The organism is Neotamlana laminarinivorans, from assembly GCF_020523925.1.
In the GTDB taxonomy this organism is placed as follows: Bacteria; Bacteroidota; Bacteroidia; order Flavobacteriales; family Flavobacteriaceae; genus Neotamlana; species Neotamlana laminarinivorans.
Genome location: NZ_JAJAPW010000001.1, coordinates 110277 through 125246 on the forward strand (window position 1 = coordinate 110277; position 14970 = coordinate 125246).

At 31.5% G+C, this 14970-nt stretch carries 16 protein-coding genes; 11 read left to right on the forward strand and 5 right to left on the reverse strand.

Annotation, left to right across the window (positions count from 1 at the left end):
* Positions 1 to 52 precede the first annotated feature (52 nt).
* Positions 53 to 2347 (forward strand): FdhF/YdeP family oxidoreductase, encoded by a 2295-nt coding sequence (locus LG649_RS00475; RefSeq protein WP_226539702.1) that lies wholly within the window; start codon positions 53 to 55, stop codon positions 2345 to 2347.
* Here the strand turns inward: LG649_RS00475 and LG649_RS00480 are convergent.
* Positions 2328 to 3368, reverse strand: a complete 1041-nt coding sequence (locus LG649_RS00480) for a hypothetical protein (RefSeq protein ID WP_226539704.1) — start codon at positions 3366 to 3368, stop codon at positions 2328 to 2330. The genes LG649_RS00475 and LG649_RS00480 overlap by 20 nt on opposite strands.
* 207 nt (positions 3369 to 3575) lie before the next feature.
* Between LG649_RS00480 and LG649_RS00485 the strand changes: the two genes are divergently transcribed.
* Positions 3576 to 4496, forward strand: coding sequence for a YHYH protein (locus tag LG649_RS00485; protein ID WP_226539706.1), 921 nt, complete (start codon positions 3576 to 3578; stop codon positions 4494 to 4496).
* A gap of 62 nt (positions 4497 to 4558) precedes the next feature.
* Here the strand turns inward: LG649_RS00485 and LG649_RS00490 are convergent, their stop codons facing one another.
* From LG649_RS00490 to LG649_RS00505, 4 genes are read right to left on the reverse strand one after another with little or no spacing between them, the layout of a single operon-like run.
* Positions 4559 to 5200 carry a response regulator transcription factor gene (locus tag LG649_RS00490; RefSeq protein ID WP_226539708.1) on the reverse strand — a complete coding sequence of 214 codons (642 nt, stop codon included), beginning with the start codon at positions 5198 to 5200 and terminating at the stop codon, positions 4559 to 4561.
* Positions 5187 to 5948: a sensor histidine kinase gene (locus LG649_RS00495; protein ID WP_226539710.1), complete on the reverse strand. Its 762-nt coding sequence runs from the start codon at positions 5946 to 5948 to the stop codon at positions 5187 to 5189. The genes LG649_RS00490 and LG649_RS00495 overlap by 14 nt, the downstream gene beginning before the upstream one ends.
* A complete protein-coding gene (locus LG649_RS00500) occupies positions 5918 to 6562 on the reverse strand; it encodes a hypothetical protein (protein WP_226539712.1) in 645 nt (214 codons plus the stop codon). Before LG649_RS00500 ends, LG649_RS00495 begins: the two co-directional genes overlap by 31 nt.
* A gap of 8 nt (positions 6563 to 6570) precedes the next feature.
* On the reverse strand, positions 6571 to 7086 hold the full coding sequence (locus LG649_RS00505; protein WP_226539714.1) for a hypothetical protein: 516 nt from the start codon (positions 7084 to 7086) through the stop codon (positions 6571 to 6573).
* Between the two features lie 254 nt (positions 7087 to 7340).
* Here LG649_RS00505 and LG649_RS00510 point away from each other — a divergent pair, with 254 nt between their 5' ends.
* From LG649_RS00510 to pxpA, 9 genes are all read left to right on the forward strand, one after another.
* On the forward strand, positions 7341 to 8876 hold the full coding sequence (locus LG649_RS00510) for a YifB family Mg chelatase-like AAA ATPase (RefSeq protein WP_226539716.1): 1536 nt from the start codon (positions 7341 to 7343) through the stop codon (positions 8874 to 8876).
* Positions 8877 to 8950: 74 nt separating this feature from the next.
* Positions 8951 to 10069, forward strand: coding sequence for a DUF2891 domain-containing protein (locus tag LG649_RS00515; protein WP_226539718.1), 1119 nt, complete (start codon positions 8951 to 8953; stop codon positions 10067 to 10069).
* A gap of 75 nt (positions 10070 to 10144) precedes the next feature.
* Positions 10145 to 10450 (forward strand): ArsR/SmtB family transcription factor, encoded by a 306-nt coding sequence (locus LG649_RS00520; protein WP_226539720.1) that lies wholly within the window; start codon positions 10145 to 10147, stop codon positions 10448 to 10450.
* Positions 10451 to 10501: 51 nt separating this feature from the next.
* A complete protein-coding gene (locus tag LG649_RS00525; protein ID WP_226539723.1) occupies positions 10502 to 10738 on the forward strand; it encodes a thioredoxin family protein in 237 nt (78 codons plus the stop codon).
* Between the two features lie 47 nt (positions 10739 to 10785).
* On the forward strand, positions 10786 to 11763 hold the full coding sequence (locus LG649_RS00530) for a permease (RefSeq protein WP_226539725.1): 978 nt from the start codon (positions 10786 to 10788) through the stop codon (positions 11761 to 11763).
* Positions 11764 to 11781: 18 nt separating this feature from the next.
* The gene (locus LG649_RS00535; protein ID WP_226539739.1) at positions 11782 to 12219 is read left to right on the forward strand and encodes a nitrophenyl compound nitroreductase subunit ArsF family protein; all 438 of its coding nucleotides are present in this window, start codon (positions 11782 to 11784) and stop codon (positions 12217 to 12219) included.
* Positions 12220 to 12927, forward strand: a complete 708-nt coding sequence (locus LG649_RS00540) for an aromatic aminobenezylarsenical efflux permease ArsG family transporter (RefSeq protein ID WP_226539741.1) — start codon at positions 12220 to 12222, stop codon at positions 12925 to 12927.
* Between the two features lie 75 nt (positions 12928 to 13002).
* Complete coding sequence (locus LG649_RS00545) at positions 13003 to 14232, forward strand: Nramp family divalent metal transporter (protein ID WP_226539756.1); 1230 nt, start codon at positions 13003 to 13005, stop codon at positions 14230 to 14232.
* A complete protein-coding gene (gene pxpA, locus LG649_RS00550; RefSeq protein ID WP_226539765.1) occupies positions 14232 to 14969 on the forward strand; it encodes a 5-oxoprolinase subunit PxpA in 738 nt (245 codons plus the stop codon). The genes LG649_RS00545 and pxpA overlap by 1 nt, the downstream gene beginning before the upstream one ends.
* Position 14970 lies beyond the last annotated feature (1 nt).

Here is a 14970-nt window from a genome sequence, read left to right on the forward strand (position 1 = left end):
AATTTGGTTAGTTTATACTTAAACAATAGATTTACTTTATAAATTAAATTTCATGAGTAATTCTAAACTAAATAAAGCATTAACACCAGAAAAATTCACAGATATAAGTGTTAAAAAACCTTATGAAAATAGTGCTGGTTTTCAATCTATTAAGTCTGCAATTACTCAAATTTCAAAATATACTCGTGTAAAAGATGGTGTAAAACTATCATTAAAAATAAATCAAAAAGGCGGATTCGATTGTCCGGGTTGCGCATGGCCAGATCCAGACGATGAGCGTTCAAGCATAGGTGAATACTGCGAAAATGGAATAAAAGCAATTGCAGAAGAAGCCCAAAAAAACACTATTGATAACACATTTTTTAAAAAACATTCTGTTGAAGAATTAGCCACTTGGACAGACTTTGAAATTGGTAAATCTGGCCGTTTGGCAGAACCTATGTTTTTAGCAGAAGGAGCAACACATTATCAACCTATTTCATGGGAAGATGCTTTTAGTAAAGTAGGAACACACCTTAATGCACTTAATAATCCGGATGAAGCTATTTTTTATACTTCAGGAAGAACCACTAACGAAGCAGCGTTTTTATATCAATTATTTGTTCGCGAATTTGGTACAGCAAATTTGCCAGATTGTTCCAATATGTGCCACGAAGCGAGTGGAAGTGCTTTGTCTGAAACTTTAGGCATTGGTAAAGGTTCTGTTACATTAGACGATTTATATAAAGCCGAAGTAGTTATGGTTATTGGGCAGAATCCAGCAACTAACCACCCAAGAATGTTGTCGGCATTAGAAAAGTGTAAGAAAAACGGAGGTAAAATTATAGCAGTTAATCCGTTGCCAGAAGCCGGACTTTTAAAGTTTACAAATCCGCAAGATCCTATTAAAATGCTAACAGGTGGTACACAAATAGCCGATGTTTTTGCACAAGTTACTATTAATGGCGATGTTGCTTTATTTAAAGCGATTCTTTTAAAACTATTAGAAAAAGAAGAAGAAACAGCTCATGTTTTTGATAAAGACTTTATTGAAAAACACACTTATGGTTATGAAGCATTTATAGCAGATTTAAAAACTTATAATTTTAACGATTGTTTAAAGGCTTCAGGAATAGATGAAGATACTTTTAATGCCATTTTTAATTTAATTCTTAACCATAATAAAATTATAATTTGTTGGGCTATGGGCTTAACACAACACCAAAACGCAGTGGATAATATTCGCGAGGTGGTAAATTTATTATTATTAAAAGGAAGCATAGGAAAAGAGGGCGCAGGTACTTGTCCTGTTCGTGGACACTCTAATGTGCAAGGTGATCGTACAGTGGGTATTTGGGAAGCTGCACCTCAAGCTTTTTTAGATAAAATTGAAGCAAAATACGGTTTTAAACCAACTACAAAACATGGTTATGCTGTAATTGATGCCATTAAAGCCATGTACGAAAACAAAGCTAAAGTGTTTTTTGGTTTAGGCGGGAATTTTATTTCTGCTGTTCCAGATACGGTTTACGCATCGCAAGCATTACAGAACTGTAATTTAACGGTTCATGTAAGTACAAAACTTAACAGGTCGCATTTGGTTACGGGTAAAGAAGCATTGATTTTACCGTGTTTAGGAAGGACAGAAAAAGATTACCAAAAAACGGGGTTACAAATACAAAGTGTAGAGAATTCTATGGGCATTGTGTCTGCAACCAAAGGTGTTTTAGAACCTTGTTCTAAAGATTTGTTAAGCGAAGTTGCTGTGGTTTGTGGTATAGCTAATGCCACTTTAAGTGCTAGAAGTAAAATTGATTGGTTAGCCTATAAAGACGATTATACTTTAGTTAGAAATGATATAGCCGAAGTAGTTTCGGGGTTTAAAGATTATAATACTAAGTTACAAAAGCCTTCAGGTTTTTATTTACCAAATGGCGCGCGCGAAAGGCAATTTAATACCAAAACCGGTAAAGCTAATTTTAGTATAAATAAAATGCCAACTTGGAAATTAAAAAACGACGAATTGGTGATGATGACTATTAGAAGTCACGATCAATTCAATACAACTATTTATGGATTAGACGATAGATATCGTGGTGTTTATAGCGAAAGACGCATCATTTTTATGAATAAAGATGATATGAAAGCTCGCGGATTAAAAGAATTACAAGTGGTTAATTTAAAATCGGAATTTAACGGCGTAACACGCTGTGCAAATAATTTTAAGGTGGTTGGTTATAACATTCCTAAAAATTGTTGTGCCACCTATTTTCCTGAGACTAACGTATTGGTGCCTTTAGATAATTTTGCACACACAGCAAAAACACCAGCATCAAAAAGTATTGTAATTACTCTACAGTATACCTAACAATTACTTCGTTATCTAAAATTACATTTGTAGACCAGATAAACTCTGCGTCGTTATTGTTATCATCAAATATATCTGTAAAATTGGTGTAAGAAGGTTTATTATTTACACCAATTTCGGTGTTTGTGTATGTTGAGGCACTAGGCCATTCAGAGTCATCAAAATTAGCGTTTGTCCAATCTGAAGGAATTTCCCAGTGTAAAGCATAATAACTTGTTCCGTCGGTAGATCCGGTGGTGTCACAATTATCAGTTAATCTAAGGTTATTTTCTTCACTTGGGCAAGATAAATCTTTAATTGGTGCTGTATAAAACGTTTGAGCTTTCCACTCGCTACCAGTTGTAGCAATTATATTTTCATCTGTATCTTTAAAAACAGCAACTACACCGCCGTCTCCGGGGTAATAGGTATATCCTTGATTTAGTTCTGAACCTACTCCTAAATTTTCTTCCCAATCAACCAAAAGCATAGCAATAGTAAAAGGTAGGTTTACTTTAAATTTAATTATATGAGAATTAAATTCTGTAAATGGTATAGCATCTTTTCCAACAGCTGTTCCGTTAATATAAAGTTCAAAATAATTATCAGCAAAAACATATGCTGTAATTAGGTCGCCATCAGCATCTATTTCTACAATATCATTGTCATCAAAATTGATTAATGCGTCTTCAGAAGAGCTGTTTTGTGTTCCATTTGGGTTGTATAAGTCGGGTGCAAACGGAAAAGCATCGTTTTCATAATTACCTTCGGCAGGAACTGTCCAAATAATATCATCGTAGGAAGTAATTGTTCCTAGACTAGCTACTCTCGTTCCGTCGGGATATAAATTTGTAACAGTTGTTGTGGCTAAACCTTGAGAAACAGAAGCTGTTCCTGAATAATTAGTAATATTAGATTCAAGAGAATCATCCGAAGTTTCTCCATCATTATTAGAATCTGAATTGCTACTACAGTTAAATAAGATAACAAATAATAGGAAATAAACAATTCTACTTTTAGCACGTATAACACTATTATTCATGGTTTATCTTTTTCCTTTTTAGATGTGCTATCTCAAAAAAACTTGCGTCTATTATTTTAAATTTTTAAATGTTGTGATTAAAAAATAGTAAAATTTATACCAGAGTATTTACTAGTATTTCTAAAATCTATGCAAAAAAAAACAACATGAGTAACAAGTTTTTGGTTAAGAATGCATCTAACTAATAAACTAATAAATATAGTTACCATGAGAAAATTATTTATAACTACCATTGCTTTATTAGCTATAATTTTAAATGCTTGTAGTGGCGATAGTAGTTCTTCAAGCAGCAGTATAGAAGAAACCGAAGGAGTGTCTGTAACTGCTGTAGTTCAAGAATATTTTAAAGATGCTAATGGCGTTACTGTAAGTGTTGATGAAGAAGCAGGAGTAATTACAATTACTAGTAGTACAGGTTTACCCGACCATAAAACGCCTTATTATGATGTTTATGAAAAGCAACATGAGTTGTATGAAGATTTTCCAACTTATTATGTTACAGACGGCATACTAGAAAATTTTTATATAGACCAAATAGCAGATAGAATATTTAGTTACGATGAAGATGGTAATTACATTATTACATATGCCGCAAATGATAACGATGAAATTGGAGCCATTAAATATGTTATGGAAATTCCAACAAATCCTACCGAAGCAGCAATAAAAGAAGAAACCGATTTAGCAGCTATAGGTATGGTATTAAATGGTGTGCCTTTTTTTAATAATTACAATCAATCTTCTGTTCCTTTGGGTGGAGCAGATGTAAGTACTTTAGATTCGGCCGGCGGACACCCAGGAGCTCTTGCAGATTATCATTATCATGTTGGTGCAAACCCTGGAATATATGCAGATGAAAATCCAGAGATAGAATATGGTACTTTAATAGATGAAAATCAATTAGTAGGGTTTATGAGAGATGGTTTTCCTCTGTACGGTCAACAAGACCAAGATGGAGAATACCCAGACGATTTAGATGAGTATGGTGGCCACTTTGGTGTAACCGAGCATTTTCCAGATGGTATATATCATTACCATGCAAGTACAGAAGATTACTTAGATGCGGGTTGGTATGTATTAAAGTCTGGAAAGTATTACGGTACGCCAGGTACTTTTACAAGTAACTAGTATGCTTAGTAAAATATTTTAAAAGAAAACGTTTAGTGAAAGTTCTAAACGTTTTTTGTTTATTAAATTTTAAAAATTCCATTTTTAATGGCGTATAGTACTAAACCTATACGGTTTTTAACTTCTAATTTTTGAAATAAATTATCACGATATCCATCTATGGTTTTTGGGCTTAAAAACATTTTTTCGGCAATTTGTTTATAGGTCATTTCAGAGCAGACATTTTTTAAAAATTCTATTTCGCGTTCTTTTAGTTTAACGTTTCCTTTGTTGCCTTCATTTAAAGAATTAATTAAAATATTTGATACATCTTTGGTGTGATAATAACCATGAGTAATCGTTTCAATTAGAGCAGTTTCTAAAATTTCTTTTTCAACATCTTTAAGTAAGTAGCCTTTTGCTCCGGCTTTTAGCATTTTTATTATGGTAGTTTCATTTTCTTCAACAGAAAGCGCTAACACTTTTAGGTTAGGATATTCGTTTTTTAGTATTTCGGTGGTTTCAATACCATTTAAAATGGGCATATTTACATCCATTAAAATAATTTCAGGAATGTTGGTAGGGGTTTTAAGTTTGGTTAAAAGATCTTTTCCGTTTTTACAAGTATATAAAACTGTAAATTTATTAAAAGAATTAACTAACCCTGCTATGGCTTGAGATAAAAGGTTGTGGTCTTCTACTATTACTACGCTATGTAATTCCATTTACGTAAGGGTATATTATTGTTAGTTTAGTTCCTTTATTTATTTCAGATTCTATTTTGGCGGTTGCCTTAACTAAATTTGCTCTAGATTTTATGTTAGAAAGCCCAATACCAGAGTTGTTAGTTTTATAAGTATTAAAACCTAAACCGTTATCTTTTGCGGTTATTATAAGTTCACTGCTTAAATAATTTAAAGTTACGCATAAATGTGAAGCTTTTGCATGTTTAATGGTATTAGAAAAAAATTCTTGTAATATTCTAAAAAAAACAATTTCAGTTTTATGGTCTAGACTTATTATGTTGCCTTTAATTTCTAGATTAGCATTAATAAAATTCAATCGGTTAAAACGGTTGGTTTCATCTTGTAATGCTTGTTTTAAATCAATATTTTTTAAAGTTTCTGGGTTTATTAATTTAGATAGTGTTCTTAACTCACTTATACTTTTACTAATGGTTTCTTTTACTTCATCTTTAGGTAAATTATTTGCTAATTGTATTTTAGCTAAGGTTAATAACTGGCCTATGTTATCGTGTAATTCCCAACTTATGTTTCTAAAAGTTTCTTCTCTAATTTCAATTTGAGCTTTAGCAATTTCTTGCTCAAATTTTTGTTCAGCTAATCTTTTTTCTAAAATTAAATCATTCTTCTTTTTTCTAAATAAAAGAAAAAGAGAAATCATTGTAAAACTAATAACCAGTACTACAACCGACGATATTATTAAAAATGATTGTATTTCTGTTTCGTCCATATAAAGCCAATAATGTAGCAGGTATAAAGTACCAAATTAAGAAAAAATAAAATATTGGTAAACACCACGTTATCCATTCTTACATTAAAATAATTTGAAAGTAAAATTAACGGAAACATGCCTATGTTAAAAAGTACTAATGCAGTGCTTATCCAGAAACTTAGTTTGTATTTTATTTTTAAGGTGTAGTCTGAATTTGATAGTTGGTGTAAATGCAAACAGGTTAAAATAAGAACTAAAAGTGCTCCTATTACAAATATGTATTTGTGCATATTTAAATAAAAAATGCCTGTAAAAAATGCTATTAAAAATATAATGAAAAAGACAGAGCTTAATATTTTATGCAAAGATTTTAGCAATACTTTATAATACCACCAACAATAAAAACTAAAACTAAAACCTGTGTAAGCATAGTAAATCCATATATTATCAAACTCAAAAAAAGTTGAAAAAAAAACACCTACAACACTATCTATAAAAAAGGTTAGCCATAAAAAATGTAAAAAGTAGCGCTCTGTAGATTGTACGTATTTTGGGTAATGTATTAACGCAAAAACCGCAGCAATTAGCTCTAAAAAGTTTACGGCATAAGATAAAACATCGCTGTAGGTCATAAATTATTCTATTCTTCTATTTTTTTAGGAGGTCTACCAGCGTGTCCATAATTAAGAGATGATATACTTTCTATGTTATCGTCTCCAGTTTCATAAACTGCTAAAAACGGGTTAAACGATCCTTGAGATTGGATTTTATTTCCAGTAGGTACAAGAAACACAGTCGATTTACCAGGATCTGGATATTTTTTACTCTCTGGGTAAGCTCCAAAATATATTCTAATACCTAAATCTTTATAGCCTTGTGTTTTGGCTTCACGCTCAAAATAAGCTATGTATTGTTTTAAAGAATCTAATGAGAATAAAAATTCTCTTGAATCTTCAAAACCTAAAGTATCATTTAAAATATTAGCACGCGTTTTTATAAATTCATCTTCTAAAATATTGGCTTGAGAGTAGCTAATAGCTTGCGATGGTACTTTAAGTTGGTCTTTTTCAACAGATGTTTTTGAAATACATGATTTAATAAAAAACATAGTGCAAAAACATCCTACGGTTACTATTATATTAAAAGTTGTTTTCATAATTGTTTTGTTTTTTGAGGGTTTCATAAAATTACGGATTAATATTAAAAGTTTTATGTCTGATTGTGTTGTTGTGTTTTGTAAAGTTCTAAAAATAAATCAGTTAAAAAATAAAAGTGCTAAATAAACAGCCTTTTTCCTGTTAAATAGGGTGAAAACACCTTAATTTTTTATAAGAAATATCTTAGTAAGAATGTGTTTATACTTATGATTTAATGGATACTTTTATTACATTTAAGTTATAAACTAATTATATGCTTAAAAAAGTTTTTGGAAGCGCCGTTTTTGGCGTTGAAGCCACCACCATAACAGTTGAGGTAAATGTAGATAAAGGCATAGGTTACCACCTTGTAGGGTTACCCGATAATGCCATAAAAGAAAGTAACTACCGTATTGCAGCGGCGTTACAAAATAATGGATACAGAATTCCAGGAAAGAAAATAATTATTAATATGTCGCCAGCCGATTTACGTAAAGAAGGCAGTGCATACGATTTAACTTTAGCCATTGGTATTTTAGCATCAACCAGTCAAATAAAAGCTGATAATTTAGAGCAATATTTAATTATGGGCGAACTTTCTTTAGATGGTAGCTTACAACCCATAAAAGGCGCATTGCCTATTGCAGTTAAGGCCAGAGAAGAAGGTTTTAAAGGATTTATTTTACCAAAGCAAAATGCAAAAGAAGCTGCCATTGTTAACGATTTAGAGGTTTATGGTATTGAAAATATTAAACAGGTTATAAACTTTTTTGATAAAGGAGAAGCTCTAGAACAAACCATTATTGATACTAGAAAAGAATTTGAAAAAAGTTTAGATTTTCCCGAATTCGATTTTGCCGATGTAAAAGGGCAAGAAGGCATAAAACGCTGTATGGAAATAGCTGCCGCTGGCGGACATAATATTATTTTAATTGGACCACCCGGAGCAGGTAAAACCATGTTAGCAAAGCGTTTACCTAGTATTTTACCACCTATGACGCTGCACGAAGCTTTGGAAACCACAAAAATTCATTCGGTAGTTGGGCGTGTAAAAGATAGCGGTTTAATGGCACAACGCCCGTTTCGGAGTCCGCATCACACTATATCGAACGTGGCTTTGGTTGGTGGTGGTAGTTATCCGCAACCCGGAGAAATATCATTATCGCACAATGGGGTTTTGTTTTTAGATGAATTGCCTGAATTTAAACGAGAAGTTTTAGAAGTGATGCGCCAACCTTTAGAGGATAGAGAGGTAACCATTTCTAGAGCAAAATTTACGGTAACATATCCGTCGTCGTTTATGTTGGTAGCAAGTATGAATCCGAGCCCTGGAGGTTATTTTAACGATCCCGATGCTCCGGTAACTTCAAGTCCCGCCGAAATGCAACGCTATTTAAGTAAAATATCAGGGCCACTGTTAGATAGAATTGATATACATATTGAAGTAACTCCGGTACCATTCGATAAATTGAGTGACGACCGCAAAGGGGAAAGCTCAGTAGATATTAGAAAGCGTGTAACCCGTGCCAGAGCAATACAAACTCAACGTTTTAAGGCCAGCGATAAAGTGCATTACAACGCCCAAATGAATACCAAACAAATTAGAAAATATTGCGGATTAGATGAAGCCTCAAAACAATTATTAAAAACCGCTATGGAACGTTTAAACTTATCGGCTAGAGCTTACGATCGTATTTTAAAAGTATCAAGAACTATTGCCGATTTAGAAGCAAGCGAAACAGTTACAGGAACACATATTAGTGAAGCTATACAATATAGAAGTTTAGATCGCGACGGGTGGTTGGGGTAGAAGGTTAAGAATAAAATTATAGCAATTTTTACCTCAATATGTTATTATAAGAGTTATTTTTCTAAATTTATTAAATGAAAAAACAAATTCTAACAATCACGTTAATATCAATCTTGAGCTGTAATAATAATCAAAAAGATAAGGTTGATGTTTTTCAAGAAACTACAGAAAAACCAGAAATAGTTGAAGTGCCTAAACTTAATTTAGAGCAAGCCAACAAATTGGCCGAATTACCCCTACATTGCTTAAATACAGAATATCCAAATAGACTTTCACAAACTTTGGGCAGCGATCAAGATTTAAAATCGCCAAGTACACTACACCCTGCATTTTATGGATGTTACGATTGGCATTCATCGGTACATGGGCACTGGAGTTTAATTTCGTTATTAAAGTATTTTCCAGAGATAGATAAAGCCGAAGAAATTAAAGAAAGTTTATTAAACAATATTTCTGAAGAAAATATTAAACAAGAAATAGAGTACTTTAAAGGCGAACACAATAAAAACTACGAACGCACATACGGTTGGGCGTGGTTATTAAAAATGGCTGAAGAACTTCACACCTGGAATACGCCTTTGGCCAGAACTTTAGAAGCTAATTTACAACCATTAGTAGATTTACTTTGCGAAAAATATATAGAATATTTACCAAAACTTAACTACCCGTTACGTGTTGGGCAACATACCAATACAGCGTTTGGTTTAAGTTTTGCTTACGATTATGCTTTGGCAACACAACGGCTAGATTTAAAACAAGCTATTGAAGCACGTGCTAAATATTTCTTTTTAAACGATGAAGATTGCCCAATGTCATGGGAACCTAGTGGAAGCGACTTTTTATCGCCATGTTTAGAAGAAGCCGCTTTAATGAAGCGCTTATTACCAAAAGAAGAATACAAATTATGGCTAACTAAGTTTTTACCACAATTAGAAAATAAAAATTATGATTTAGCACCTGGTGAGGTTTCCGATAGATCTGATGGGAAACTTGTGCATTTAGATGGTTTAAACTTTTCAAGAGCTTGGAATTTATATACAATAGCAGAAGGTTTACCAGAATACAATCATTTAAAAAACATTGCAAACAAACATATTAACTACGCTTTACCAAACATTTTTGGAGACGATTATATGGGAAGCCATTGGTTGGGCAGTTTTGCAATTTACTCCTTGAATACTACAAAAAAATAATTTTTATAAATTTTAAGAAATGTGACTTTTGTCACATTTCTTTTTAAAAACCAATCGTAAATTTGCGATAATAAAATGAAAAGAAGTTTAGAAACAATACAATATGATAAAAAAGCAGAAGCTTTAGCAATGTATGCCAAAGCATTATCGCATCCTATGCGTGTTTCAATTTTAAATTATTTAGAAAACCAAACGTGTTGCTATACAGGAGATTTAGTTGATGTGTTTCCTTTGGCACAATCTACAATTTCGCAACATTTAAAAGAATTAAAAAATGCTGGGTTAATTCAAGGAGAATTAAAACCACCAAAAATAAAATACTGTATAAATCAAGAAAACTGGGCTATAGCTAAAGAGTTGTTTAACCGTTTTTTTGATTAATATTTTTTTAATAACTATATCGTTTATTTACGATAAACAATTAATAATATTATGAGTTTAGCAATTAAAATTTTAGGAACTGGTTGTCCAAAATGTCAATCTATGGTAAGTATTGTTCAAAAAGTGGTTAAAGAAAATAATATTGATGCCACTGTAGAGAAAGTAGAAGACATTATGGAAATCATGAAGTACAATATAATGACTACACCAGCTTTAGTAGTAAACAATGAGGTAACTATTAAAGGGAGGGTACCATCTGGCGAAGAAATATTAGCATTATTAAATTAAAGCTAAGTTTACTTAATTCAATTTATAAAATATAAGGCTTTTTTAAAATGTTCGACTGGATTCAACACATTGCAGATTGGTTGGTATATAGTGTTTTTAACCTAAACACTAATCAACATTTAGCGAAAGCATTAAACTTTTTTATCTATGATTCTATAAAAATTTTAATTCTACTTTTTGTGGTTATTTTTTTTATGGGTATTGTAAATAGCTATTTTCCAATAGATAAAGTTAGAAGTTACCTATCAAAAAATAAATTATATGGTTTAGAATATCTTTTAGCAAGTCTTTTTGGGGTAGTTACTCCATTTTGTTCATGTTCATCTGTGCCTTTGTTTATTGGTTTTGTTCGAGGTGGTATTCCATTGGGGGTAACCTTTGCATTTTTAATAACATCGCCATTGGTAAACGAAGTTGCAGTTGGGCTTTTTATAGGCTTATTTGGTGTAAAAACAACTTTAATTTATGTAATAAGTGGTGTGTTATTAGGTACAATATCTGGTATAATACTTCAAAAATTAAAGTTAGAGCGTTTTTTAACGCCTTGGGTTAAAACAGTTTTGGCAGATGCGCAGCGAGAGCAAGATTTATTTCAAGAAGAAAAACTAAGTTTAAAACAGCGGCTACCTATTATTTGGGCAGAAGTATTAAAAATTTTAAAAGGGATTATTCCTTACGTATTAGTTGGTATAGCTATTGGAGGATTAATGCATGGTTATATTTCTGAAGGTTTTTTTGAAAGATATATGGATAAAGATAACTTATTTGCAGTACCTATAGTAACTATTTTGGCCGTACCAATGTATTCTAATGCTTCCGGTATTCTTCCTGTAGTACAGGTTTTGGTACATAAAGGTATTCCTTTAGGAACAGCAATTGCTTTTATGATGGGTGTTGTTGGGCTATCACTTCCAGAAGCAATGTTATTAAAAAAGGTGATGACATTTAAGCTTATTGCAACCTTTTTTGGCGTTGTAACACTTTGTATAATTCTATCAGGATATGTGTTCAACATTATATTATAAATTAAAAAATAACAGATAATGAAATTAGTAAAAACACTTTGTGTAATAGTATTAGGCATTATGTTTATGTCTTGCAATAGTCAAGATAAAAGCTCTAAAAAAATATTAAATACATCAATTTCAAAAATTGAAGTATTAGATTTTCATGCGACACATAGGTGCATGACTTGTAATGCAATTGAAGCTAATACAAAATATACTTTAAATACTTATTTTAAAGAAGCTTTAAGTAAAGGGAAAATTACCTTTCAAGTTGTTAATGTAGATAAAAAAGAAAATGAAAAAATAGCTAAAAAGTTTCAAGCATCAAGTACAGCACTTTTTTTAAATGTGATAAAAAATGGTGAAGAAAAACAAATTGATTTAACCGAATTCGCATTTTTGAATGGTAATAATAAAGAAGTTTTTTCAAAAAAATTAAAAGCCAAAATAGATGCAGAATTAAAAAATATTTAAATGGAATTTTTACAATCGCTTTTAGAGCAATACAATATTCCAATATTATCGGCATTTATTCTAGGGTTAATGGCGGCAGTTAGTCCATGCCCATTAGCTACAAATATTACAGCAACAGCTTTTATTACAAAAAATATAACAAATAAACGAACAGTACTTTTAAGTGGTTTACTGTATTCTTTAGGTAGAGCTTTTAGTTATACTTTAATTGGTTTAATTTTATTTTTTGGAGCTAGTAAATTTCATGTTTCTCGATTTTTTAATCAATACGGAGAAAAATTATTAGGCCCGTTATTAATTGTAATTGGCTTGATAATGATAAATATTTTGAAAATCAGTTTTTTAGAAAAACTCAACCTTCAAGAAAAATTCTCTAATAAATTTGAAAACAAAGGCATGCTCAGTCCTTTTTTTCTTGGGGCTCTCTTTGCGTTGGCATTCTGTCCATATAGCGGAGCTTTATTTTTTGTTATTCTAATACCAATTTCAATTACATCAACAGGTGGGTTATATTTACCTATAATATATGCCTTAGGTACAGGTTTTCCTGTTATGTTATTTTCTTATTTGTTAGCCTTTACGGCAGATAAAATTGGGTTGTTTTATAATAAAATTACTAAAGTAGAGAAAGTTATGCGCCTAATAGCAGGAATCGTATTTATAATTTCTGGATTATATTACTTATTAATATTTATAGGTTTATGGTAAAACCTAAATTTTAATTTTTAATTAGCTTTAAAAACCATTTTGAATTTAATAAATTTAATGCTTAAGCTAAAATCTATGAAAAGTTGGTTTAAAAATATAGGTCCAGGGCCATTAATTGCAGCTGCTTTTATAGGTCCAGGATCTGTAACCGTTTGCACATTAGCTGGTGCGGGTTTTGGTTATGCTTTATTGTGGGCTTTAGTATTATCAATAGTTGCAACTATTGTGCTTCAAGAAATGTCTGCCAGATTAGGTATAATTACTCAAAAAGGCTTATCTGATATCATCAGAACAGAAATAAAGCATCCTTGGTTTAAAGGTTTTGTAATAGTTTTAATGCTATCGGCCATAGTTATTGGTAATGCGGCTTACGAAGCAGGGAATATTTCTGGTGGCGTTTTAGGCTTGCAAACTGTTTTAGGTAATCCTTCAGTTAATGTTTTTGGATACTCAATTAATATTCTTAGTATTATTTTAGGAGGATTAGCCTTTGTTTTACTGTATTTAGGCAATTATAAAATACTAGAACGTGTGCTTTTAGCTTTAGTCATTTTAATGAGTTTAGCTTTTCTGGTTTCAGCAATATTAACAAAACCAGATGTTGTATCTATTTTTAAAGGTGCTTTTGTTCCTAGTTTTCCAGGAAATAGTTTGTTGTTAATTATAGGTTTAATTGGTACAACTGTAGTGCCGTATAATTTGTTTTTACATGCTTCTTTAGTGAAAGAAAAATGGAATAAAACATCCGATTTAGGTCTGGCTAAAAAAGATACCATAATTGCTGTCGTCCTAGGCGGAGTAGTATCAATGGCTATCATTGTTTCGGCCGCATCAATGCAAGGAAACAATATTAGCAATGCATCAGATTTAGCAAAAGGTTTAGAGCCTTTATTTGGTAGTTTTGCAAAATATTTTCTAGCTATTGGCTTATTTGCTGCAGGTTTAACAAGTGCAATTACAGCGCCTTTAGCAGCTGCTTATGTGGCTAGTGGGTGTTTTGGTTGGTCGTCTCATTTAAAAAGTAAAAAGTTTCAATCGGTCTGGGCAATTGTTTTAATTTTAGGTGTTATATTTTCATCAGTAGGCATAAAACCTATCGATATTATAAAATTTGCTCAAGTTTCTAATGGAATTTTACTACCGTTTATGGCTGTAATTTTATTATGGTTAGTTAACAAATCATCGGTTTTAGGAGCATTTAAAAATTCATTAAAGCAAAATATATTGGCTATTTTAATTCTGTTAATTAGTATTTTACTTTCGGTAGCAACAATTAACAAAATATTCAACTTCAACTTATTTTAATGCAAAATATAATCGATATAAATGCCGATGTAGGTGAAGGAATAAACAACGAAGCGCAATTAATACCGCTAGTTTCGTCTTGTAATATTGCTTGTGGTGGTCATGCAGGTGATGAAGAAACGATGCAAACCGTTGTAAAACTAGCGAAACAACATCATGTTAAAATAGGTGCGCATCCATCGTATCCAGATAAAGAAAACTTTGGAAGAGTTATTGTTGACATGCCTTTTAATGATTTAGTTGAATCTTTAAAAAATCAAATTGAAATTTTAATAAAGATTATAAATGAAGAAAACTTAAAACTTCATCATATAAAACCTCACGGTGCACTTTATAATTATGCTGCAATTAACACCGAAGCAGCTACAGCGGTAGTTGAAGTAATGAAGCAATTATCTATTAAAGTTAAATTGTATGCGCCATATAAATCGGTTTTAGCAGATTTGGCTATTAAAAATAATATTGAAGTTGTTTTTGAAGCTTTTGTCGATAGAAATTATAATCCCGATTTAACTTTAGTGTCCAGAAACCAGGAAAATGCAGTTATTAAAGATGAAAAATTGGTGTTTAACCATGTTTATAAAATGTTTACTCAACAAAAAGTATTAACTATAAAAAACACAGAAACACCAATAAAGGCGCAAACATTTTGTGTGCATGGAGACAACCCCAAAGCCATACAATTAATAAAATATTTAGTGATTCAGTTAAAAAGTAAAGGCATATTTATTAGTTAGT

What these genes read in the sequence shown, in the direction of transcription:
- LG649_RS00530 (WP_226539725.1), top strand. Translation starts at nt 10,786, where the DNA reads ATGTTCGACTGGATTCAACACATTGCAGATTGGTTGGTATATAGTGTT.
- LG649_RS00525 (WP_226539723.1), top strand. Translation starts at nt 10,502, where the DNA reads ATGAGTTTAGCAATTAAAATTTTAGGAACTGGTTGTCCAAAATGTCAA.
- LG649_RS00500 (WP_226539712.1), bottom strand. Translation starts at nt 6,562, where the DNA reads ATGACCTACAGCGATGTTTTATCTTATGCCGTAAACTTTTTAGAGCTA.
- pxpA (WP_226539765.1), top strand. Translation starts at nt 14,232, where the DNA reads ATGCAAAATATAATCGATATAAATGCCGATGTAGGTGAAGGAATAAAC.
- LG649_RS00490 (WP_226539708.1), bottom strand. Translation starts at nt 5,200, where the DNA reads ATGGAATTACATAGCGTAGTAATAGTAGAAGACCACAACCTTTTATCT.
- LG649_RS00475 (WP_226539702.1), top strand. Translation starts at nt 53, where the DNA reads ATGAGTAATTCTAAACTAAATAAAGCATTAACACCAGAAAAATTCACA.
- LG649_RS00515 (WP_226539718.1), top strand. Translation starts at nt 8,951, where the DNA reads ATGAAAAAACAAATTCTAACAATCACGTTAATATCAATCTTGAGCTGT.
- LG649_RS00540 (WP_226539741.1), top strand. Translation starts at nt 12,220, where the DNA reads ATGGAATTTTTACAATCGCTTTTAGAGCAATACAATATTCCAATATTA.
- LG649_RS00485 (WP_226539706.1), top strand. Translation starts at nt 3,576, where the DNA reads ATGAGAAAATTATTTATAACTACCATTGCTTTATTAGCTATAATTTTA.
- LG649_RS00505 (WP_226539714.1), bottom strand. Translation starts at nt 7,086, where the DNA reads ATGAAAACAACTTTTAATATAATAGTAACCGTAGGATGTTTTTGCACT.
- LG649_RS00495 (WP_226539710.1), bottom strand. Translation starts at nt 5,948, where the DNA reads ATGGACGAAACAGAAATACAATCATTTTTAATAATATCGTCGGTTGTA.
- LG649_RS00545 (WP_226539756.1), top strand. Translation starts at nt 13,003, where the DNA reads ATGAAAAGTTGGTTTAAAAATATAGGTCCAGGGCCATTAATTGCAGCT.
- LG649_RS00480 (WP_226539704.1), bottom strand. Translation starts at nt 3,368, where the DNA reads ATGAATAATAGTGTTATACGTGCTAAAAGTAGAATTGTTTATTTCCTA.
- LG649_RS00535 (WP_226539739.1), top strand. Translation starts at nt 11,782, where the DNA reads ATGAAATTAGTAAAAACACTTTGTGTAATAGTATTAGGCATTATGTTT.
- LG649_RS00510 (WP_226539716.1), top strand. Translation starts at nt 7,341, where the DNA reads ATGCTTAAAAAAGTTTTTGGAAGCGCCGTTTTTGGCGTTGAAGCCACC.
- LG649_RS00520 (WP_226539720.1), top strand. Translation starts at nt 10,145, where the DNA reads ATGAAAAGAAGTTTAGAAACAATACAATATGATAAAAAAGCAGAAGCT.